The following is a 20484-nucleotide window of genomic DNA, read 5'->3' on the forward strand; positions in this document are numbered from 1 at the left end:
CGCACCCGGCATTGCTGATCGCGGTGACTTGCAACGAGAGATGCAGTCATTGGGTGAGATCGACGGTGCAGCGCCCAAGTGATTACAAAGAAAGACGTTGCGGTCACGCTCGGAAAAGGAAACGATGTATTCACACCATCATCGGGGGGATCCCCGCGATGGCCTCGGGGGAGGGACAGAGACGGGCCGCGAGCGATCTTTCGAATATCTGGGGGTTATTTACTTTGGCAGACGCTAAGTTGCTTAGAAGGCTGGCAGCGTTGCCGCCATCTGGATCGTCGCGTTTCCGGTCGCTTCAAAGATCTTTTTTCGGCGGCCAGGCACATCGTCTGTTCGATGCTGCGCCGATCGCCGCCACTATTCCGACCACCACAGTCGACACCACGATTGCAGGAGCCAAATGTTGAGCGAGTTCACCATCGACCGGCGCGGCTTCGGCCTTGGAGTACTCGCGCTGAGCGCCATCGGCGGGCGCGCGGCAACGGCTGCGGTCACGGACAACATACCGCCGGCGATCCGAGTCTTGTACTCAAAGTCGATCGTCATCGATGCGCTGGCGTCGCCCGATACCTGGAACGTGCCCTACCCGCCGCTCGCGCCGCTCAGCCGCGCCCAGCTCGATGCGACGCGCGCCTCGGGGATCACCGCGATCAACCTGACCGTCGGCAAGCCCGGCAGCTTCATCGAAACGGTGCGCGAGATCGCGTTGTGGACCCGCCTCGTCGAGCAGCACCCCGATTATTTCCTGCTGGTCCGGAAGCACGCCGACATCGCGCGCGCCAAGGCCGAGAAGAAGCTCGGCCTCATCTTCGGCTTCCAGGGCATGCAGTCGATCGGCGCCGACATCAGCCTGATCGACACCTTCGCCAACCTGTCGGTCAAGATCATGCAGTTGACCTACAACGACCGCAACCTGCTCGGCGCCGGAAGCTCGCTGCCCGATACCGAGGGGCTGACCCCGCTCGGCCGCGAGGCGGTCGCCCGGATGAACGCGCTCGGCATCGTCGTCGACACCGGTCACGCCAACATGCGGACCGTGCTCGACACCGTCGCGGCGTCGACGCGGCCGATCACCATCTCGCACACCGGCGCCCGCGCGGTGTTCGACAGCCAGCGCAACCAGCCCGACGAAGCCTTGCGCGCGGTCGCCCAAAAGGGCGGCGTCGTCGGCATCTACCTGATGCCGTTCCTCGGCCACGACCCGGTCGCCGCATCGAAGGCGTTGTTCATCCGCCATCTGCAGCATGCGATCAACGTCTGCGGCGAGGACCATGTCGGCGTCGGCAGCGACCAGAGCATCACGCCGGTCGACATCTCGCCGGCCTATATGGACATCGTCCGCCAGACCGCGGCGGCGCGGCAGAAGGCGGGCATCGGCGCGCCCGGCGAAGGCGACAGCCCGATCGCCGTGCCCGACCTCAACAGCGCGCGCCGCATGGAGATCATCGCCGCCGAACTCGACCGGGCCAAGGTCCCCACGCGGGTCGTCGAAAAGGTCATCGGCGGCAATTTCAATCGCTTGTTCAAGGACATCTGGCCGGCATGACGGCTGACCGGGCGGACAGCTACCCGACGCCGGCGCGCGGCTATTACGTCACCGGCGTCCTACTGCTGGCCTATACATTGTCGTACGTCGACCGGCAGATCCTCAGCCTGATGGTCGAGCCGGTGAAGCGCGACCTGATGCTCAGCGATACGCAGATCAGCCTGTTGCACGGCTTCGCCTTCGCGATCTTCTACACGCTGGTCGGCCTGTTCCTCGGGCGCGCCGCCGACCGCTTCAACCGGCGGACGTTGATCATCGTCGGCATCGCGGTGTGGTCGGCCGCGACCGCCGCATGCGGTTTCGCCGGCAGCCTGGCTGGGCTGTTCCTGGCGCGCATGATGGTCGGTTTCGGCGAGGCCAGCCTGTCGCCCGCCGCTTATTCGATGCTCGCCGACTACTTCCCGCGCGAACGCCGGGGCCGGGCGTTGGGAATCTACTCGCTCGGCGTCTATCTCGGCTCGGGGCTGGCCTTCATCGTCGGCGGCTTCGTCATCGCCAGCACCAAGGGTGTCGACCTGGTGACGCTGCCGCTGCTCGGCGACTTCCGGCCGTGGCAGCTGGCGTTCCTGCTGGTGGCGCTGCCTGGGCTGGTGCTCGTGCCGCTGATGCTGACGGTGCGCGAGCCGGTCCGGCGCGAACTCGCGGGCGGCGAGGCCGGGCTCGGCCATTTCACCGCCAACCGCAGCTTCTACCTGCCGGCGATCCTCGGCTATGCCGTGCTGGCGATCGTCACCTTCGCCTATACGTCGTGGTTCCCGACCGCGGTGATCCGCCTGTGGGGTTGGAGCGTGCGCGACATCGGCATCGCCTATGGCGTGATCATGCTGGTGTTCGGCACCAGCGGCATGCTGCTCAGCGGTTTCGCCGCCGACAAGCTCGTGGCCCGGGGCCGCGCCGATGCGCATCTGTGGCTCTCGATCTTCGGCACCGTGGCGGCGATCCCGTCGGCGATCGGCGCAGGTCTGGTGTCGACGCCCTATGCAGCACTGGCCGGCGTCGCGTTGACCAGCTTTTTCATCAGCATGTCGATCGCGCTGGCACCGGTCGTCCTGCAGCGCGTCACCCCGAACGGGCTGCGCGGCCAGATGACGGCACTGTACCTGCTGCTGATCAACCTTGTCGGCATGGGCATGGGGCCGACACTGGTCGCGCTGTGCACCGACTTCGTATTCCACGACGAACTTGCGGTGCGAAAATCGATCACGGTCGTCACCGCCGTCGCGGCAACGGGCAGCGCGCTGTTATTGTGGCGATCGCTGCGCCCGTACCGGCTGATGCTGGCGAGGATCGACGGTCAGGAGCGCGCGTAGAGGAACGCGGCGGCGGCAAGATCCTGCACGGGGTGGCCGAGCGACTTGTAGATCGTCACCTCGCTCGCCGTGCGACGTCCCACCACCCGGCCGAGCAACACCTCGCCAATCTCGCCGACGATATGGTCGTCGCCCAGGTCGCCGGCGGCCTTGGCATTGAGGAACTCGGCCGCTTCGAGCAGCACCTGGGCGCGGCTGTCGGCGATGTAGCGACCGCGCAGCAGCAGCGCCCGGTCGATCTCGACGGGACCCGGCCGGCTCGATCCGACGAGGTTGACGTGGGTACCATCGGCGACCCAGTCGGAGAACAGGACCGGCTCCGCCGACGTCGTGACCGTGCAGACGATATCGGCGCGCGCCGCCGTCTCGCCGTCCGCCTCGGCGACGACCTCCAGCCCGGTCGCCGCCGCCAGCCTAGCCGCGAGCAGCGACGCGTTGGCCAGCGATCGGCCCCAGATCGTCACCCTGGTCAGGGCGCGAACGCGGGCAATCGCCAGGACGTGCGCCTCGGCCTGGGCGCCGCTGCCGAAGATCGCCAGCGTCGTCGCGTCGGCGCGGGCAAGGCAATCTGTGGCGACCGCGCTCGCTGCGGCGGTGCGCGCCAGCGTGATCTCCTCGGCATCGACGACGCAGACCGGCTGGCCATTATCACCGTCGAACAGTACGACGACACCCCGATGCGCCTGGCGACCCGGATGCGCGGCGTCGCCGAACACGCCGACCAGCTTGGCGCCGAACATGCCCTGCGCCGACAGCGCCGCCGGCATGACGCCGAACTTGTTGCCCCGGCCCAGCGACAGCACCGCGCGGGGCGACTGGATCGTCTCGCCGGCGGACAGTGCCATCATCGCCGCGCGCACCACCGCGATGCAGTCGTCCGGTCCCAGGCCCGCCCGGACCTCCGCCGCGTCTATGAAGCGCATGACGTCAGCTCCCCGCTCGTTCGCGGCGCATCGACCGCACTGCCGCCGAGCTGCCGATCAACGCCGGTACCGTGACAGGAAGGCCCACATCGCCTCGTTGTCGACGACCGCCCAGCTGTGCTGCCCGCCGCGCAGGATACGCGCCGCGACGGTCGCATCGCCTCGGCAACGGGCATAGCCTTGTTCGTACGAGCTTGCATCGATGTCGCGCACATAGGGTCCGGTGCAGCCGTTCATCGCGGCCCAGCGCTGCAACGCCGCGGTCTGGGGATACTGCCAATAGGAGGCACCGCCCCCGGTAATCGGATTGGTGGTGTCATTGTCGCCGGAGAAGGCGAGCACGGGCAGCGGCGTGGCGGCGTGGCAGGTCGCGGGATCCACCCGCGTCGGGTCGGATGCCAGCGGTCGCCCGGCGCGCAGCCCGACGACGGGCGCGATCGCGGCAAAGCGGCGTGGCACGACACAGCCGAGCCAGGAGGCCATCCGCCCACCGCCCGACAGGCCGGTCGCATAGACGCGCTTGTCGTCGACGCAGCCGGTCGCGACCAGCCGCCTGACCAGGCCGGTGAGATAGGCGACATCGTCGCGCGCGTCCTTGGCGGGCAGCGTCCCCGACACGGTCGGCACGCCGGGGATATTCCAGGCATAGCCCCGCGCCACGGTGATTGCGCCATTGGGAGCGGCAACGATGAAACCGTGACGATCCGCGGTCTCGGCCAGGTGGCTGTTGCGCAGGATATCGGCACCGCTGCCATTGCTGCCGTGGAGCAGGATGACGAGCGGCATCGGACCGGAGGGAAGCATCGTCGGCAGATGGACCTGCGCGCGCTCCGGAAACGCGTCGAGGGCGTCGACGCGGCACTGGGCGAGCGCGGAGTGCGAGACGAAGCCGGCAGCCAGCGCGGCAAGGAGGCGGACCGGGAGCATGAGCAACGCCTAGTCTGGATTTCGTCGGCCGCAAACTATTTTGAAGATCCGTGGCGCGACGTCGCGTGGCCGGGCTACAGCGTATCGAACGCCCACGCCGGCGGGGCGGTGCTGGATCATGCCGGAACGGGGAGACGCTATGATGTGGGCATTGATCTTGGCGCTGGTGCTGGCGACGGGCGCCGAGGCGGCGGTGCCTCGAACCACGCCGGCGCCGGCGGTCGCGTCGCAGCCCGTGGCGCTGCGGGGACGGCTCGAAGGTCCGTTCGAACTCCATTCCAAGATCTATCCCGGCACTGTCCGCCGTTACTGGGTCTACGTCCCGGCGAACTACGACCCGTCGCGGCCGCCCAACTTGCTGTTGTTCCAGGATGGCCAGCGCGCAACCAATCCGGGGGGGTCGCTCGGGATACCGGCGCTGCTCGACAAGCTCATCGAGCAACGCGCCATCCCCACGACACTCGGCGTGTTCGTGACGCCGGGCAATCTGTCGGCGCGGTATCCGGACAATCTCGGCATGCAGAACCCGGATCATCGCGCCGAAGAATACGACGCGCTGTCCCCGGATTATTCGCGCATGACGCTGGAGGAGCTGTTGCCTGCCGTGGCGCAGAAGTGGCGGTTCGCGGCGGAGCCCCGGCGACGGGCGATCGGCGGAACCTCGAGTGGCGCGATCGCGTCATGGACGGTGGCGTGGCGGCATCCGGAAGCGTTCGGCAACGTCATCAGCTTCATCGGCAGCTATACCTCGATCGGCCTGAAACTTGCGCCGGACGGCACACCGCTGACCTATGGCGGCGACACCTACCCCGGCCTCATCCGCAAGAGCCCGATCCGCCCCTTGCGCGTCTTCCTGCAGGACGGGCGCAGCGATCTCGACAACGAGCATGGCAACTGGTTCCTGGCCAATCAGCAGATGCTCAAGGCCCTGGAATGGGCAAATGCTCATGCCGACGCGGAGAAGCGCGACGGTCCCCGCTACGATATCGACCACGTCTGGACCGAAGGCGCGCACTCGGATGCCGATGGCGGCGCGGTCCTCCCCGACGTCCTCAAATGGATCTGGCGCGACCAGCCGGCCAAGTGACGGCTGCCATCGTTATTCACCACCGGGCCTGAAGCATTTTTCGAGCGACGGCTTCAGGATGGTGTCAGCCCGCATCGCCTTCCGTGTTGCCGTCGGCGTCGACCCCGAATTCGGTGGCGCGGGTCTGCGGGACCGGCTCGTTTCCTGCGGCGAGCCGGACGACGGCGCTGGCCGCTGCAGGTGACAGCCCGCTGCCGCCGCCGGCGATGTGATCGAGCATCTGGGCCTTCATGCGCGGGTCCCAGAAGTGCCAGATGTGATCGTAGGTCGCGGCCGGGGCATTGCCCGGCTGCTGGTTGTCGAACTCGGCGGCGATCTGGTTCGCCATGCGGACCAGCCGGTCGATCGTCGTTGCGCTCATTCGGCAGGCACGGCGACAGGCTTCGGGCCGATGCGCTTCGACAGCCGGCTGCGCTCCTCATAGCCGACCTGCCAGTCGGTCGGACCGTTCGAGCGCCCGACCTGCACCGCGGTGACCTTGTACTCCGGGCAGTTGGTTGCCCAGTCGCTGTTGTCGGTGGTCACGACATTGGCCTGGGTCGTCGGGTGGTGGAAAGTCGTGTAGACGACCCCCGGCGCGACCCGGTCGGTCAGGTCGGCGCGTAGCGTGGTGTCGCCGGCGCGGCTGGCGACCTTGACCCAGTCGCCCGCCGCGATGCCGCGCTGCTCGGCGTCGTGCGGGTGGATCTCCAGCATGTCCTCCTGATGCCAGCGGCTGTTCTCGGTGCGCCGGGTCTGCGCGCCGACATTATACTGGCTGAGGATGCGACCGGTGGTCAGCAGCAGCGGGAAGCGCGGCCCGGTCCGCTCCTCGGTGGCGACGTATTCGGTGCGGACGAACTTGCCGCGACCGCGCACGAAGCCGTCGAGGTGCATGACCGGCGTACCCTCGGGTGCCGCGACGTTGCACGGCCACTGCACCGAGCCGAGCTTGTCGAGCAGCTCATACGAGACGCCAGCGAAGGTCGGCGTCACCGCAGCGACCTCGTCCATGATCTCCGATGGATGGGCGTAGTTCATCGGGAAGCCGAGCGCCTGCGACAGCTTCTGCGTGATCTCCCAGTCCTCGAAGCCGTTGCGCGGCTGCATGACCTTGCGGACCCGCTGGATGCGGCGCTCGGCGTTGGTGAAGGTGCCGTTCTTCTCGAGGAAGGTCGAGCCGGGCAGGAAGACATGGGCGTAGTTCGCGGTCTCGTTGAGGAACAGGTCCTGCACGACGACGCACTCCATCGCCGCAAGGCCCGCCGAGACATGGCGGGTGTCGGGGTCGGACTGCAGGATGTCCTCACCCTGGATGTACAGGCCCTTGAACGTGCCATCGACGGCGGCGTCGAGCATGTTGGGGATGCGCAGGCCCGGCTCGGCATCGAGCTCGACGCCCCATAGTTCCAGGAACATGGCGCGGGCGCCGTCGTCGGAGACGTGGCGATAGCCCGACAGTTCGTGCGGGAAGCTGCCCATGTCGCAGGCGCCCTGAACGTTGTTCTGGCCACGCAGCGGGTTCACCCCGACGCCGTCGCGGCCGATGTTGCCGGTGACCATCGCAAGGTTGGCGATCGCCATCACGGTGGTCGAGCCCTGGCTGTGCTCGGTGACGCCCAGCCCGTAATAGATCGCGCCGTTGCCGCCGGTCGCGTACAGCCGGGCAGCGGCGCGGACCTCGGCGGCGGGGACGCCGGTCATCGGCTCGGTCGCCTCGGGCGAGTGGCGCGGATCGGCGACGAACTCGGCCCAGTCGGCATATTCCGACCAGTCGCAACGGTCGCGGATGAACGCCTCGTTGGCCAGCGCCTCGGTGACGATGACGTGCGCCATCGAGGTCAGCAGCGCGACGTTGGTGCCGGGGCGCAGCGCGAGGTGATGCTCGGCGGCGATGTGCGCGGACCGCACGATATCGGTACGGCGCGGGTCGATGACGATCAGCTTGGCGCCCTTGCGGAGCCGCTGCTTCAGGCGCGAGGCGAACACCGGGTGACCGTCGGTCGGGTTGGCGCCGATGATGACGACGACGTCGGTAGCCTCGACGCTGTCGAAGTCCTGGGTGCCGGCCGAGGTGCCGAACGTCGTCTTCAGGCCGTAGCCGGTCGGCGAGTGGCAGACCCGCGCGCAGGTATCGACGTTGTTGTTGCCGAACGCGGCGCGGATCAGCTTCTGGACCAGGAAGGTCTCCTCGTTGGTGCAGCGCGACGAGGTGATGCCGCCGACCGAGCGCATGCCGTACTTGGCCTGGATGCGTTTGAACTCCGACGCGGTGTGGGCGATCGCCTCATCCCAGGTCACTTCCTGCCACGGCTCGTCGATGCTGGAGCGGATCATCGGGTTGAGGATACGCTCGCGGTGGTTGGCATAGCCCCAGGCGAAGCGGCCCTTCACGCAGCTATGGCCGTGGTTGGCCTTGCCTTGCTTGTGCGGGACCATGCGGACCAGTTCCTCGCCGCGCATCTCGGCGCGGAAGGTGCAGCCGACGCCGCAATAGGCGCAGGTGGTGATGACCGAGCGGTCGGGCGTGCCGACCTCGATAACCTTCTTCTCGGTCAGGGTCGCGGTTGGACAGGCAGCGACGCACGCACCGCAACTGACACACTCGCTGCCGAAGAACGGCTCAGCCTGGGAAGCTGAAACCCGGCTGTCGAAGCCACGCCCGGCGATGGTCAGCGCGAACGTGCCCTGAACTTCGTCGCAGGCGCGGACGCAGCGCGAGCAGGCGATGCACTTCGACGTGTCGAAGGTGAAATACGGGTTGGACTCGTCCTTCGCCAAGGCGAGGTGGTTCTCGCCGTTATAGCCGTAGCGGACATCGCGCAGCCCGACGGCGCCGGCCATGTCCTGCAACTCGCAGTCGCCATTGGCCGGGCAGGTCAGGCAGTCGAGCGGGTGATCGGAGATGTACAGCTCCATCACGCCCTTGCGCAGCTTCTTGAGCTGCGGGGTCTGCGTCGTGACCTTCATGCCGGTCGCGACGGGCGTGGTGCACGAGGCCGGCGTACCGGCACGGCCGTCGATCTGGACGAGGCACAGGCGGCACGAGCCGAACGCCCCGAGCACGTCGGTCGCGCACAGCCGCGGGATCGTCGTGCCGAGCGTCGCCGCGGCGCGCATCACCGGGGTGCCGGCGGGCACCGTCACGTCCTGCCCGTCGATGGTCAGCGTCACGTCGGCGGCGATCCCCAGCGGCGGGGCCGGGGTTCCGAGGTCGATCTCGCGGGCGAAACTCATGGGCCTTACTCCGCCGCCAGCGCGAGGGCGCCGCGGGTGAAATGCTCGGGAAAATGCGTGATCGCGCTCGTCACCGGATAGGGCGTGAAGCCGCCGAGCGCGCACAGCGATCCGAACTTCATCGTCTCCGCCAGGTCGGCGATCAGCTCGAGGTTCTGCTCCGGCCGGTCGCCGGCGATGATCTTGTCCATCGTCTCGACGCCGCGCGTCGCACCGATCCGGCACGGCGTGCACTTGCCGCAGCTTTCGGCGGCGCAGAACTCGAAGGCGAAGCGCGCCATCCTCGCCATGTCGACGGTGTCGTCGAACACGGTGATGCCGCCGTGGCCGATCAGGCCGCCCGCCGCGGTGAACGCCTCGTAGTCGAACGGCGTCTCGAACAGGCTGGGCGGGAAATAGGCGCCGAGCGGCCCGCCGACCTGCACCGCATAGATCGGGCGGCCGCTGGCAGTACCGCCGCCGACGGCATTGACCAGTTCGCCGAGCGTGATGCCGAACGGCGTCTCGTACAGCCCGCCGCGGCGGATGTTGCCCGCCAATTGCACCGGCATGGTGCCGCGCGAGCGGCCGAGGCCAACGCTGGCGTAAACCTCCGGACCATCGGCGAAGATGTGCGGCACGGCGGTCAGGCTGAGCACGTTGTTGATGACGGTGGGCATGCCGAACAGGCCCTTGTGCGCCGGCAGCGGCGGCTTGGCGCGGACCTGGCCACGCTTGCCCTCCAGCGACTCCAGCAGCGCGGTCTCCTCGCCGCAGACATAGGCGCCGGCACCGACGCGGACCTCCATGTCGAACTCGCCGCCCAGCCAGCCCCGCCCGCGGGCGCCCGCGATGGCGATCTGCATCGCTCGAACGGCGTGCGGATATTCTGAGCGGATGTAGATATAGCCATAGCTCGCACCGACGCAGAGCCCGGCGATGACCATGCCCTCGACGAGCAGGAAGGGGTCGCCCTCCATGATCATCCGGTCGGCGAAGGTGCCGCTGTCGCCCTCGTCGGCGTTGCAGACGATATATTTGCGCGGCGCCTCGGCCAACGCGACGGTGTCCCACTTGATGCCGGTCGGGAAACCCGCACCGCCGCGGCCGCGCAGGCCGGATGCCTTGACCAGGTCGATGCGTTCGGTCGGGCCGAGCCCGCGGGCGCGCTCCAGCCCGGCGCCGCCGCCATGCGCGATATAGTCGTCGATCCTCGCGGGATCGACGATGCCGCAACGCGCGAAGGTCATGCGCTGCTGCGAGGCGAGGAACGGGTGCTGCTCGGGTCGGCCGATGCGCAGCGGGTGCGCGCCGCCCTCGAACAGGCCGGCGGCAACCAGCCCTTCGACATCCGCTGCTCCGACCGGACCATAGCCGATGCGCCCGTCGGGGGTCGCCACCTCGACCAGCGGTTCCAGCCAATGCATGCCGCGCGAGCCATTGCGGACGATCGTCAGTTCGGCGCCGGTGGCGAGCAAGGCAGCGGCGACTTCGTCGGCTCCGCAGGCAACGGCGACGGCATCACCGGGAACGTAGACCGTAATCATGCTGCGATCCCGTCGATCAGCGTGTCGAGGCGCGCCGGGGTCAGCCGACCGACGATCTGCCCGTCGAGCATCGCCGCGGGCGCCGCCGAACACAGTCCGAGGCAATAGATCGGCTCCAGCGTCACCGCGCCGTCGCCGCGGGTCGAGTGCATCGGCGTCGCCAGCCGCTCGGTCGCTTGCGCGATCAGGGCGTTAGCGCCCATCGACTGGCAGGCCTCGGCGCTGCACAGCTTGAGGACGTGGCGGCCGGCAGGCTTGCGCCGGAAATCATGGTAGAAGGTCAGCACGCCGTGCACGTCGGCGCGGCTCAGGTTGAGACGGTCGGCAATCACCGGCACGGCGGCATCGTCGACATAGCCGAACGCCGCCTGGACGGCGTGCAGGATCGGCAGCAGGGCGCCGGGCTGGTCCAGAAACGGCGCGATCACCGCATCCAGCGGCGCATTTGCGGCGTTTGCTGCGACCCGCGCGCGGGCAATCTCGCGTTCGCCAGCCTGCCGGTCGGCCCTGTCGGTCTTCTTCAAACTGCGATCCTCCGGCGTCTAATGTGGCGCGGTAGATCGAGCGGTCAAATCGATTGGCGGCATGACTGATACGCCGCGTCTATCAAGCACGGCCACCGATCATGCCTTAAGCTGCGCCGCTCGACGGATCCCATCGGCAGAGATTGCACGCTGTATTTGTGCCGGTCGGCCTGTCATGAAGCGACACCGATGCAGCTCAGGTCCGTCGAATATTTCTGCGTTCTGGCCCGCGAGGAGCATTTCGCGCGCGCGGCCGAGCTCTGCGGCGTCAGTCAGCCGACACTATCGGCGGGAATCCTCGCGCTCGAACGGCTGCTCGGCCAAAGGCTGGTGGTGCGCGACCGTCGCTACATCGGCCTGACCGCTGAGGGTCGCGCCGTGTTGCCACTCGCCCAGCAGATGGTGGCAACCTTCGGGGCGATGCGCCTTGCAGCAGCCGGCGGGCAGGAGTTGCTGGACGGCGAGGTGCGACTGGGCACGATCCCGGCGGCGCTGCCGTCGATCGGTCCGATCACCGACGCGCTGAGCCAGCGGCATCCCGGCCTGCGCATCGCCATCACCTCGCTGAGCTCGCGCCAGATCGACCGCGGGCTGGAGGAGTATGAGCTCGATGCCGGCATCACCTACCTCGACAACGAGCCGCTGCCCAATGTCCTGCAGGTCGAACTGTACCGCGAACGCTACATCGTCGTCGCCCACCGCGACCTCGGGCTGGCCCCCGCGCTGAGCTGGACCGAGGCGGCGGCGCTGCCGCTGTGCCTGCTGCCGCTGTCGATGCAGAACCGCCGCATCCTCGACGTGAAGCTTGCCGCCGCCGGGACCAACGTGACGCCGCGCGCGACCGCGAACTCCTATGTCGCCCTGCTGTCGATGCTGCGCGCCGGCACCTTCGCCAGCATCATGCCCAACACCTATGCCCCTTACATCGTCGGGGATCCGTCGCTGTCGCTCCACCAGATCGCCGGGCAGGCCGATGGCACCGCGGTCGGACTGGTCGTGCGCGACCGTCGCCCCCTCGCCCCGCTCGCCCACGCGGTCTTCGTCATGGCCCAGTCCGAGGCGGTGCGCCTGGCTTTCGCGCGCACGCTGGCCGCGAGTGTTCCGCCAGGCGCCGCCTGACCGGCTGATCAGCTGCCACGCGGCCGGTGGTCCAGGACCTTGCGCAGCGACGCCTCGATCTTCCCGCCACAATAGGCATCGCCATAGGTCTCCCGCGCTTTCGCTGCCAGTTCGGCGAGTTGCGGCAAAGCGGAAACCCGGCGCACCAAGGCAGCAGTCGACGGGGCGGCGTCCTCGATGATCGCCTCGATCGCAGCGAACCGGTCGGACATGGTCGACCACAGGATCGCAGTCACGATATCGGCGATGCCTGGCGCGTCGCCGCCGAGCAGGAAACCGGAGCCGGCCTTCAGCCCATGTCGACGCCCGGTTTCCTCCCAGAATGACAGCCACTTCCGAAGACGAGGGACATAATCCTGCCAGCGCTTGTCGGTCCACATCTGGCGCCCGCCGTCGAGAGTCAGCTCGTCGATCACGTCATTGGCGTCGTTGACGATCTTCATGGTCATGGCGCGCAATTGAGCCGTCGCCGGCATCAGCTTCAGCGTCTCGCCGAGATAGAGGATGATGGCCGGCATCTGGGCGACGGCAAAACCGGCCTTTTTGTCGATAAGCAGCGGCGGACCCATGAACGGCACCGGCATGTCCCCGACCGTCCCGCTCATCGAGTCCGCAATCGCCTCGTCGCCGGCTTCCGTCCAGCTCTTGCCGGCATAGGCCAGCACTGCGCGCACGAACTGCCCACGGAACGGCACCGACCAGTAATACAGCTCATAATCGGACATGCGAGAACTCCGAATCGGCTCGGTCGAGCGTCGAGGCGATCTTGCCGCGCGGGCCGGCCTTTTCCAACTGCTGATGAAGGGACCGCCCGCCGCACCCCTGCCGCCTCGTCAGCCGATGTTTGGCTGCGGCTGACCGACCGTGACACAGGTTTGGCTCGACCGGGCGACGCCACCGGCGGGCGTTCGTGTCGCACGCGGAACGCGGTCGGTTGTGGTTCACTCTGCCTGGATGCAAGCGATGAGCAAGGTGACGGTCTGGCATGATGGTGGCTGCCCGCTCTGCGCTCGCGAGATCGCGTTGATGCGCCGCCTCGACCGGGCGGGGGCCATAGATTTCGTCGATGCCGCCGATGCGGACACGAGTTGCCCGATCGATCGGAGCGCGATGCTGGCGCGCTTTCATGCGGTAGAGGACGGTCGCCTCTTGTCGGGCGCCGCAGCGTTCGCGGCGATGTGGCGTGCCATCCCGCTGCTCCGGCCGCTCGGACTGCTGGCGCGCAACCCGACGGTGCTAGCCCTTCTGGAGCGCATCTACCTGCGTTTCCTGGCGATCCGTCCGCGCCTGCAGGGCTGGCTGATCCGGCGCGAGGCCCGGGCATGAGGCCGCGGCCCGATACGCCGAAGCCGGGGCAGGAGAGCGTCTGGCGCTATCCGCGTCCCGCCGTGGCCGAGGCGAGCGCGAGGCATATCCGCATCGAGCATGCCGGCGTCGTCGTCGCCGAGACCCGCGACGCCGTCCGCACGCTCGAGACGAGTCATCCGCCGAGCTGGTACATTCCACCGAAAGCCATCGCGTCGGGCCTGCTGCGCCCGTCGCAGCACCGCTCGTTCTGCGAGTGGAAGGGCGAGGCGCGCTACTGGCATCTGGACGTCGGCGGTGAACTGCTCCGCGACATCGCCTGGAGCTATTCGAGCCCGACGCCGACCTTCGCTCTGCTCAGGGATCATCTCGCCTTCTACGCCGAGCCGCTCGACCTGTGCACGATCGACGGCGAGCGGGTGCGGCCACAGCCCGGCGGCTTCTATGGCGGCTGGATCACCGCCGACCTTGCCGGTCCGTTCAAGGGCGTGCCGGGCAGCGCCGGATGGTGACCGCGGCGCTGCCGACCGGTCTTGCCGACTGGCATCAGGCGCCACGCGTCCGCGCGATGAACGAGCACGGCCTGAATGCCGAGGGACGCTATGTGCTGTGCTGGCTGCAGCAGGCGTTGCGCGCGCGTGACAACCCGGTGATCGATGCCGCCGTCCGGCTCGGCAACGCGCTGGGACTGCCGGTGTTGGTCTATCACGGCGTGCGCGAGGATTATCCCTACGCCTCGGATCGCCTGCACCAGTTCATTCTCGGCGCCGGACGCGACCTGGCAATCGGCTGTCGCGCGCGCGGCCTCGCCTGCGTCCAGCATGTCGATCACGCCGGGCGGCGCGAGAAGGGACTGGTGTATCGGCTCGGTGGCGAAGCGGCGGCGCTGGTGCTGGAGGACCAGCCGACCTTCGTCGCGCGCTGGCAGGCGGAGCGTGTCGCGGCACGGATCGCGGTGCCGGTGTACGCGGTCAAGGCGGCATGCCTGGTGCCACCCTCGGTGCTGGGCGATGGCATCGGCGGGCGGACCGCTTTCCTGCGGCGCCACGAGCCGGCGCGTGCCGAATGGCTCGAAGCGGAAGACGAGGCGACCGGGATTGCGCCTTTCGACGGCACGTTGCCTTTTACGCCGGACCGGCTGGAGGATATGGACTTCGATGCGCTGGTCGCCGGGGTCGACATCGACCACAGCCTGCCTGCCAGCCCGGTCTTTCCCGCCGGGCGCGATGCTGCCGAGGCACGATTGGCGCGGCTGATCGGCGACGTGTTGCCCGGTTACGCCGCCACCCGCAACGACGCCACCAAGGCGCAGGGTGCGAGCGAATTGTCGCCCTACCTGCACTTCGGGGTGCTCGGCCCGCGCGAGGTCATGCGGGCGGTGGTCGCTGCCGAGGCGGGGGCGCGGCACAAGACGAAGTTCGCCGACGAGCTGCTCGGCTGGCGCGAGTGGTTCCACTATCAGGCGCGCGGCTCGACGACGCCCGAGCGCTACGACCGCGTCGCGGCATGGGCGCGCGATACGCTGGGCCACCACGCCGGCGACCCCCGGCCCGATGTCGAGGATCTGGCGGCGCTGCTGCGCGGCGAAACTCGCGACGAGACGTGGAACGCCTGCCAGCGCCAGTTCCTCGGGCTTGGCTGGATGCACAATAATCTGCGGATGTATTGGGCGAAGCGGCTCATCGCGATGACGCCCGACCCCGAGACTGCGTGGGCGACGGCCTGTTATCTCAACGATCGGCTGAGCCTCGACGGTCGCGATCCATCGACCTACGGCAATATCGCGGCGATGTTCGGCGGTTCGCCGGGCGACCGCGAGCGGCCGATCTACGGAAGGGTCACGGCGCGCAGCGACGGCTCGACCCGCGGTCGCGATGGTGGTGCTGCATGGCTTGCCGAGGCGGCCGCGCGGCCGATGCCCGCCGTCAGCGTGCCGGACGAGCTCCCGCGGGAACGCTATCTGGCCTGACGCCGCCTGCCGGGGCCGAGTGCCCTGCCCGTTTTAAGGTGGCAGGCTTATGCCATTCATACGCCCGTGTAGGGCTTTCGCTCTCGAACCTTAATTCGGCGACGAATTAAAAGACTGGCTCAGGTTCGTCGCGGCAGTCGGCTGCGGTGGGACCTCGTAAGAGGAGCAGTCTCGCCATGTCACCGAGCAACCTGGAGCCCAAACTAGGAAGCGGCAGGAACGGGCGGCGCTTCATATTCGGGGCGATCGTACTCTTGCCGCTGGTCCCGCCCCGGAACCCCGCGCCGCCCTGCGGTATCACCGAATGAGGCGCCACGATCTCGCCTGGCGTAGCCTCGGCGCGGCAATCGTCGCTGCAGCGTCTGTGTTGAAGTTCAGCCGGTACGGCGACGCCACGGCGATGCCCGCCTTCTGCTTCGGGCTGCTCGGCATATTGCTGATGATCCAGGGCCGGCGCGTCGTCGCCGCCCTGCGCGTCGAACTGGGCCGCCACCGCCTGCTGGCGCGGATCAGGCGGCGCGCTTGAGCGGCTCGGGCTTCTTGCCGTCTGGCAACGTCTTGCGAAGGTGGTCGAGGACCATGTCGTGGTTGAACGGCTTGCTGAGGAACGTCGCCTTGTCGGGCATCTGGTCCGCCTCGGGCTTGATCCGGCCGCTGGCGATGACGATCTCGATCCACGGCCAGTGCTCGGCGACGTAGCGGGCCAGCGCGAAGCCGTCGGTTTCGCCGGGCATCTCGACGTCCGAGAACAGCAGCGTCACGCTTTCCGCATGCTCCGCGAGCAGCAGCTTTGCCTCGTCACCGGTGCCGGCCTCGAAGAAGCGGAAGCCTGCGTCTTCGAGAATACCGCATGCATCCATGAGGATAAGCGGATCGTCGTCGACGACCAGGGCGTAGGGATCGGTGGACTGGATCATCCACTTCGAACCGATTGCCCCGGCATAGGTTTCATCGGTGGGGCCGAACACCGCAGCTTATGGTCGAGCCGGGCTGGTGTCGGGACCGGCCGCTGCGATACGGTTGCGGTTGGCGCGCAAAGGAAAATCGGCATGGCTCACGAACGGACGATCATCGACACTACCGACGGGAAATGCCCGGCGCATGTGTTCACCAGCGGCGGCAGCGCGCCCGCGATCATCTTCTACATGGACGCGGGGGGCATCCGCCCGGCCCAGCTGGCGATGGCAGAGCAATTGTCGGCGGCCGGCTATGTCGTGCTGCTGCCCGACCTGTTCTACCGCTATGGGCCCTATGGCCCGTTTGATCCGCGCGAGGTGTTCAAGGGCGATTTCCGCGCCATCCTCGGCCCGCTGATGGCGACGACGAGCAACCGGCAGGCGGCGCAGGACAGCGACGCGTTCCTCGACTATCTCGCGACGCGCGTCGACGTCGCGGGGAGCCGGGTGGGCGCGGTCGGCTTCTGCATGGGCGGCGGCATGGCGATCGCGGCGGCCGGCACCTGGCCCGAGCGGTTCGCCGCCGTCGCCAGCTTCCACGGCGGCAACCTCGCGACCGATGCGCCCGACAGCCCGCACCGCCATGCCGCCGCGATCGAGGCCGAGCTGTACATCGCCGCCGCCGAGAACGACGCCAGCTACCCGCCGGCGATGGCCGAGCGTTTCGAGCATGCCCTTGATGACGCAGGCGTGCGCTACCGCTCCGAGACCTATGCCGCCGCGCATGGCTGGATGAACCCCGATTTCCCGGTCTACGACGAGGCGGCGGCGGAGCGTGGCTGGCATGAAATGCTGGCCTTCTTCGACAGAACGCTGCGCTAGCGAGGCGCATTCGCAAATCGGCAACGCAACTATTTGCCGATGTACGGTTTCATACAGTTCCCCCGCGTCGGGGAGGGAAGTACGATGCCGTCTCGCATTGCCGCAAAGTCCATTCGGCCCGGACCATGCGGCAGCGGCTCCCCTGCCGACGAACTGATCTGCAACCTGACCAGCCGCATCGCCGCGCTCAGCGCCGAGAACGAGCGGCTGGCCGAGGTCGTCGCGGCCCGGGACGGCTTTCTCGCGGTCGCGGCGCACGAGCTGAAGAACGCGCTGACCCCGGTCGTTGCCCGGGTCGAGATCCTGCGGCGACGGCTGGACGGCTGGCAGCCCGACAAGATCGAGTCCAATCTGAGCCAGCTCGAACAGGCGGCCGGCATCTTTGCACGGCGGGCGACGACGCTGCTCGATGTCTCGCGGATGGCGGCGGGCAAGCTGCGGCTCGACAAGGCCCGGATCGCCGTGGTCCCGGTGATCCAGGCGGTCTGCGATAACTTCCGCCCGCTTGCCGAGCGGGTGAAGTGCGACATCACCATCGCCCTGCCCGACCCTGACCTCGCCATCGTCGGCGACCAGCAGGCGCTCGAGCAGATCGTCGACAACCTCGTCTCCAACGCCATCAAATATTGTGCCGGGGCACCGATCTCGGTCCGCGCCGAACCGGTCGGCGACTTCGTCCACCTCAGCGTAGCCGACCGCGGCCCGGGCATTTCGCACGAGGCCCATATGCGCATCTTCGAATGCTTCGAGCGCGCCGTCCGTCGTGGCGAGGAGGCCGGGTTCGGTATCGGCCTGTGGGTCATCCGGCACCTGAGCGAGACGATGGGCGGCGAGGTCCGGGTGACCGCCCGCCCCGGTGGCGGATCGACGTTCTGCGTCGTCCTCCCCCGGCACACCGGAGCGTTGCGATGACCCTGCAGCCACCGGCCGGCGAGCCGGCGCCGGCGCGCGTTTCCAGCGGCATCGCCGGCCTCGATACCATCCTCGGCGGTGGCTTCATGCTCGGCGGGATGTACATCATCCAGGGCGATCCCGGCGCCGGCAAGACCATCCTGACCAACCAGATCAGCTTCCACCACGTCGCCGGCGGTGGCCGCGCGCTGTTCGTCACGCTGCTGGCAGAAAACCATGCACGCATGATCGGCAACATGCGCGGCCTGAGCTTCTTCGACGAGGCGGTGATCCCCGATCGACTGACTTATCTCAGCGCCTTCAACGAGATGCACGACGGCGGCCTCGACACGCTGCTCGACCTGCTGCGGCGCGAGATCATCCGCACCAGGACTTCGCTGCTGGTCATCGACGGGCTGATCTCGGCAGAGGCCAGTTCGGAAAGCGACCAGGCGTTCCGCGAGATGATCCACGACCTCCAGGAGATCGCGCTCGCCTCCGACTGCACAATGTTCCTGACGACGAGCAACAACGACATGGTCTCGCCCGAGCGCACCATGGTCGACGGTCTGATCGAGCTGAATGAGCGAGTCTATGGCTGGCAGGTGCAAAGCGACCTCCAGGTCCGCAAATTCCGCGGCAGCGGCTTCCTGCGCGGGCGTCACTCCTACAAGATCAGCGACGCCGGCATCACCGTCCATCCCCGCATCGAGGCACTGCTGGCGCGCCCGTCGCAGGCTGTCGATACCGGGCTGGCACGGACCTCGACCGGCATCGACCAGCTCGACGCGATGCTTGGTGGCGGCCTGCCGTCGGCATCGACGACGATGGTCATGGGTCCGTCGGGCGTCGGCAAGACGACGCTGGGCCTGCACTTCCTGTCGCGGTCGTCGGCCGAGGAACCGGGCATGATGTTCGGCTTCTACGAGACGCCGGTGCGGCTGCGCGCCAAGGTCGACCAGCTCAGCCCGGCGCTCGGCAAGCTGTTCGACGACAATATCATCGAGCTGCTGTGGCAGACCCCGACCAGCGATCTCCTCGATGTCTACGGCGAGCGGCTGCTCGAAGCGGTGTACCGCCGGGGCGTGAAGCGCCTGTTCATCGACGGGCTGACCGCCTTCAAGAACAGTTCGATCGACACCGCGCGCATCGGCAACTTCTTTTCCACCATCGCCAACCAGCTCCGCGTCATCGGCGTCACGACCGTCTATTCCGTCGAGCTGCGCGAGGTCTTCGGGTCGGGTTTCCGAATGCCGATCGAGGATGCATCGAGCCTCGCGGAGAATTTGATCCTGCTGCGCTACGTCGAGCAAGGCGCGCGCCTGCACCGTTTCATCTCGATCCTCAAGGCGCGGGACAGCGACATCGTGCCGTTGCGCCACGAATATGCGCTGACCGCCGCGGGCATGATCATCAGCGACAGTGCCGACAGCGCCGAGCTGATCCTGTCGGCCCGGCGCGACGACGGCCCGCACGGCCACCCACCAAAGCACGGAGGCTGATCGTGGCCCTCCTGCTGGTGGCCGATGACGAGTTCGGAATTCTGAGACTGCTCGAAGACGTCCTCGGCGACGAGGGCCATACTGTCGTCATCGCCATAAACGGCAGGCTTGCCCTCGACCAGGCCGAGGCGAAGCGACCCGACCTGCTGCTGACCGACTTCATGATGCCGGTCATGGATGGCGCCGGGCTGATCCGCGGCATGAACGCCAACCCGGCGCTGGCCACCGTCCCGGTGATCGTCATGAGCTCACTGCCGGAGGCGGCAATTGCCGACCGCTGCCCGCCCTACGCCGCTTTCGTGCGCAAGCCGTTCAAGATCTTCAGCCTGATCGATCTGATCGCCAGCCAGGTCGACGGCGCTGCTCGCTAATCCGCCTCGGCCTCGCCGCCGATGATCCGCGCTTCCCGCACATAGGCGAAGTCGCCCGCACCCGCCCACGCCCGCCCGTCGGGAAAGCGCAGCTCGATCCCGGCGAGGTCGCGCTCGTCGGCGAGCAGCATGTTGACGCCCATCATAGTGTCGCCGAACTTCGCCACCGCGCTGGCTGTCAGGTTGAAGTGCGTCGTCGACCCGCAGGTTTCGCAAAAGCGGATCTCGGCCGCCGGGTCGTCCTTGTCATCGCGGACATAGCCGCGTGCCACGCCTTCGACGGCGACCTCCGAGGGCGCGAAATAGCCCCAGTGCGCCCCGGTCTTGCTGCACAGCGTGCAGTTGCAGGCATGGATGAAGTCCGGCCGCTTGGTGAGTTCGACACGGATCTGGCCGCAAAGGCAGGATAAGTTGATCATCCCCTCCACCTAACAGCCGCGGCTGCGACCTGCCACCTCCCCCGATTGGAGCGGTCGCCGTGGTCGCCCCC

General features: G+C 67.9%; 21 protein-coding genes. 12 read left to right on the plus strand and 9 right to left on the minus strand.

The genetic code is table 11. The annotated features are described in order from the left end of the window. Positions 1–400 precede the first annotated feature (400 nt). Positions 401–1546 (plus strand): dipeptidase, encoded by a 1146-nt coding sequence (locus ACOFKW_RS01190; protein WP_419815525.1) that lies wholly within the window; start codon positions 401–403, stop codon positions 1544–1546. Next, positions 1543–2856 (plus strand): spinster family MFS transporter, encoded by a 1314-nt coding sequence (locus ACOFKW_RS01195; protein WP_419815526.1) that lies wholly within the window; start codon positions 1543–1545, stop codon positions 2854–2856. Before ACOFKW_RS01190 ends, ACOFKW_RS01195 begins: the two co-directional genes overlap by 4 nt. On the opposite strand, the gene ACOFKW_RS01200 is transcribed toward ACOFKW_RS01195, so the two are convergent. Both ACOFKW_RS01200 and ACOFKW_RS01205 read right to left on the minus strand, forming a co-directional pair. After that, entirely contained in the window at positions 2841–3779 is a 939-nt protein-coding gene (locus ACOFKW_RS01200) for an ornithine cyclodeaminase family protein (protein ID WP_419815527.1), read from the minus strand. The genes ACOFKW_RS01195 and ACOFKW_RS01200 overlap by 16 nt on opposite strands. A gap of 57 nt (positions 3780–3836) precedes the next feature. Beyond that, complete coding sequence (locus ACOFKW_RS01205; protein ID WP_419815528.1) at positions 3837–4706, minus strand: alpha/beta hydrolase family esterase; 870 nt, start codon at positions 4704–4706, stop codon at positions 3837–3839. A 139-nt stretch (positions 4707–4845) separates the two neighbouring features. Here ACOFKW_RS01205 and ACOFKW_RS01210 point away from each other — a divergent pair, with 139 nt between their 5' ends. Next, a complete protein-coding gene (locus ACOFKW_RS01210) occupies positions 4846–5793 on the plus strand; it encodes an alpha/beta hydrolase (protein WP_419815529.1) in 948 nt (315 codons plus the stop codon). Positions 5794–5857: 64 nt separating this feature from the next. On the opposite strand, the gene ACOFKW_RS01215 is transcribed toward ACOFKW_RS01210, so the two are convergent. From ACOFKW_RS01215 to ACOFKW_RS01230, 4 genes are read right to left on the minus strand one after another with little or no spacing between them, the layout of a single operon-like run. Beyond that, positions 5858–6154, minus strand: a complete 297-nt coding sequence (locus tag ACOFKW_RS01215) for a formate dehydrogenase subunit delta (protein WP_419815530.1) — start codon at positions 6152–6154, stop codon at positions 5858–5860. Continuing rightward, entirely contained in the window at positions 6151–9009 is a 2859-nt protein-coding gene (gene fdhF, locus ACOFKW_RS01220) for a formate dehydrogenase subunit alpha (RefSeq protein WP_419815531.1), read from the minus strand. Before fdhF ends, ACOFKW_RS01215 begins: the two co-directional genes overlap by 4 nt. A 5-nt stretch (positions 9010–9014) precedes the next feature. Next, positions 9015–10535: a formate dehydrogenase beta subunit gene (locus ACOFKW_RS01225; protein WP_419815532.1), complete on the minus strand. Its 1521-nt coding sequence runs from the start codon at positions 10533–10535 to the stop codon at positions 9015–9017. Then, positions 10532–11059 carry a formate dehydrogenase subunit gamma gene (locus tag ACOFKW_RS01230; RefSeq protein WP_419815533.1) on the minus strand — a complete coding sequence of 176 codons (528 nt, stop codon included), beginning with the start codon at positions 11057–11059 and terminating at the stop codon, positions 10532–10534. The genes ACOFKW_RS01225 and ACOFKW_RS01230 overlap by 4 nt, the downstream gene beginning before the upstream one ends. Positions 11060–11248: 189 nt before the next feature. On the opposite strand from ACOFKW_RS01230, the gene ACOFKW_RS01235 reads away from it, so the two are divergent. Continuing rightward, positions 11249–12178, plus strand: coding sequence for a LysR family transcriptional regulator (locus tag ACOFKW_RS01235; RefSeq protein WP_419815534.1), 930 nt, complete (start codon positions 11249–11251; stop codon positions 12176–12178). A gap of 8 nt (positions 12179–12186) precedes the next feature. On the opposite strand, the gene ACOFKW_RS01240 is transcribed toward ACOFKW_RS01235, so the two are convergent. Continuing rightward, entirely contained in the window at positions 12187–12903 is a 717-nt protein-coding gene (locus tag ACOFKW_RS01240; RefSeq protein ID WP_419815535.1) for a glutathione S-transferase, read from the minus strand. A gap of 238 nt (positions 12904–13141) precedes the next feature. On the opposite strand from ACOFKW_RS01240, the gene ACOFKW_RS01245 reads away from it, so the two are divergent. From ACOFKW_RS01245 to ACOFKW_RS01260, 4 genes are all read left to right on the plus strand, one after another. After that, complete coding sequence (locus ACOFKW_RS01245) at positions 13142–13504, plus strand: thiol-disulfide oxidoreductase DCC family protein (RefSeq protein ID WP_419815536.1); 363 nt, start codon at positions 13142–13144, stop codon at positions 13502–13504. Then, a complete protein-coding gene (locus ACOFKW_RS01250) occupies positions 13501–13995 on the plus strand; it encodes a DUF427 domain-containing protein (protein WP_419815537.1) in 495 nt (164 codons plus the stop codon). The genes ACOFKW_RS01245 and ACOFKW_RS01250 overlap by 4 nt, the downstream gene beginning before the upstream one ends. Next, positions 13989–15452, plus strand: a complete 1464-nt coding sequence (locus tag ACOFKW_RS01255; RefSeq protein WP_419815538.1) for a deoxyribodipyrimidine photo-lyase — start codon at positions 13989–13991, stop codon at positions 15450–15452. Before ACOFKW_RS01250 ends, ACOFKW_RS01255 begins: the two co-directional genes overlap by 7 nt. 304 nt (positions 15453–15756) lie before the next feature. Beyond that, positions 15757–15978 carry a hypothetical protein gene (locus ACOFKW_RS01260; protein ID WP_419815539.1) on the plus strand — a complete coding sequence of 74 codons (222 nt, stop codon included), beginning with the start codon at positions 15757–15759 and terminating at the stop codon, positions 15976–15978. Here ACOFKW_RS01260 and ACOFKW_RS01265 read toward each other — a convergent pair. Beyond that, positions 15962–16420: a response regulator gene (locus ACOFKW_RS01265; RefSeq protein WP_419815540.1), complete on the minus strand. Its 459-nt coding sequence runs from the start codon at positions 16418–16420 to the stop codon at positions 15962–15964. The genes ACOFKW_RS01260 and ACOFKW_RS01265 overlap by 17 nt on opposite strands. Before the next feature lie 81 nt (positions 16421–16501). On the opposite strand from ACOFKW_RS01265, the gene ACOFKW_RS01270 reads away from it, so the two are divergent. From ACOFKW_RS01270 to ACOFKW_RS01285, 4 genes are all read left to right on the plus strand, one after another. Continuing rightward, complete coding sequence (locus tag ACOFKW_RS01270; RefSeq protein WP_419815541.1) at positions 16502–17230, plus strand: dienelactone hydrolase family protein; 729 nt, start codon at positions 16502–16504, stop codon at positions 17228–17230. Positions 17231–17314: 84 nt separating this feature from the next. Beyond that, positions 17315–18142 (plus strand): sensor histidine kinase, encoded by an 828-nt coding sequence (locus ACOFKW_RS01275; protein WP_419815542.1) that lies wholly within the window; start codon positions 17315–17317, stop codon positions 18140–18142. After that, positions 18139–19623, plus strand: coding sequence for an ATPase domain-containing protein (locus tag ACOFKW_RS01280; RefSeq protein ID WP_419815543.1), 1485 nt, complete (start codon positions 18139–18141; stop codon positions 19621–19623). The genes ACOFKW_RS01275 and ACOFKW_RS01280 overlap by 4 nt, the downstream gene beginning before the upstream one ends. Positions 19624–19625: 2 nt before the next feature. Then, on the plus strand, positions 19626–19994 hold the full coding sequence (locus ACOFKW_RS01285) for a response regulator (RefSeq protein WP_419815544.1): 369 nt from the start codon (positions 19626–19628) through the stop codon (positions 19992–19994). Here the strand turns inward: ACOFKW_RS01285 and ACOFKW_RS01290 are convergent. Further along, on the minus strand, positions 19991–20413 hold the full coding sequence (locus ACOFKW_RS01290) for a GFA family protein (RefSeq protein ID WP_419815545.1): 423 nt from the start codon (positions 20411–20413) through the stop codon (positions 19991–19993). The two genes, ACOFKW_RS01285 and ACOFKW_RS01290, sit on opposite strands and share 4 nt — an antisense overlap. Positions 20414–20484: the final 71 nt, after the last annotated feature.

The organism is Glacieibacterium sp. (genome assembly GCF_965200405.1).
Classification (GTDB): Bacteria; Pseudomonadota; Alphaproteobacteria; order Sphingomonadales; family Sphingomonadaceae; genus Glacieibacterium.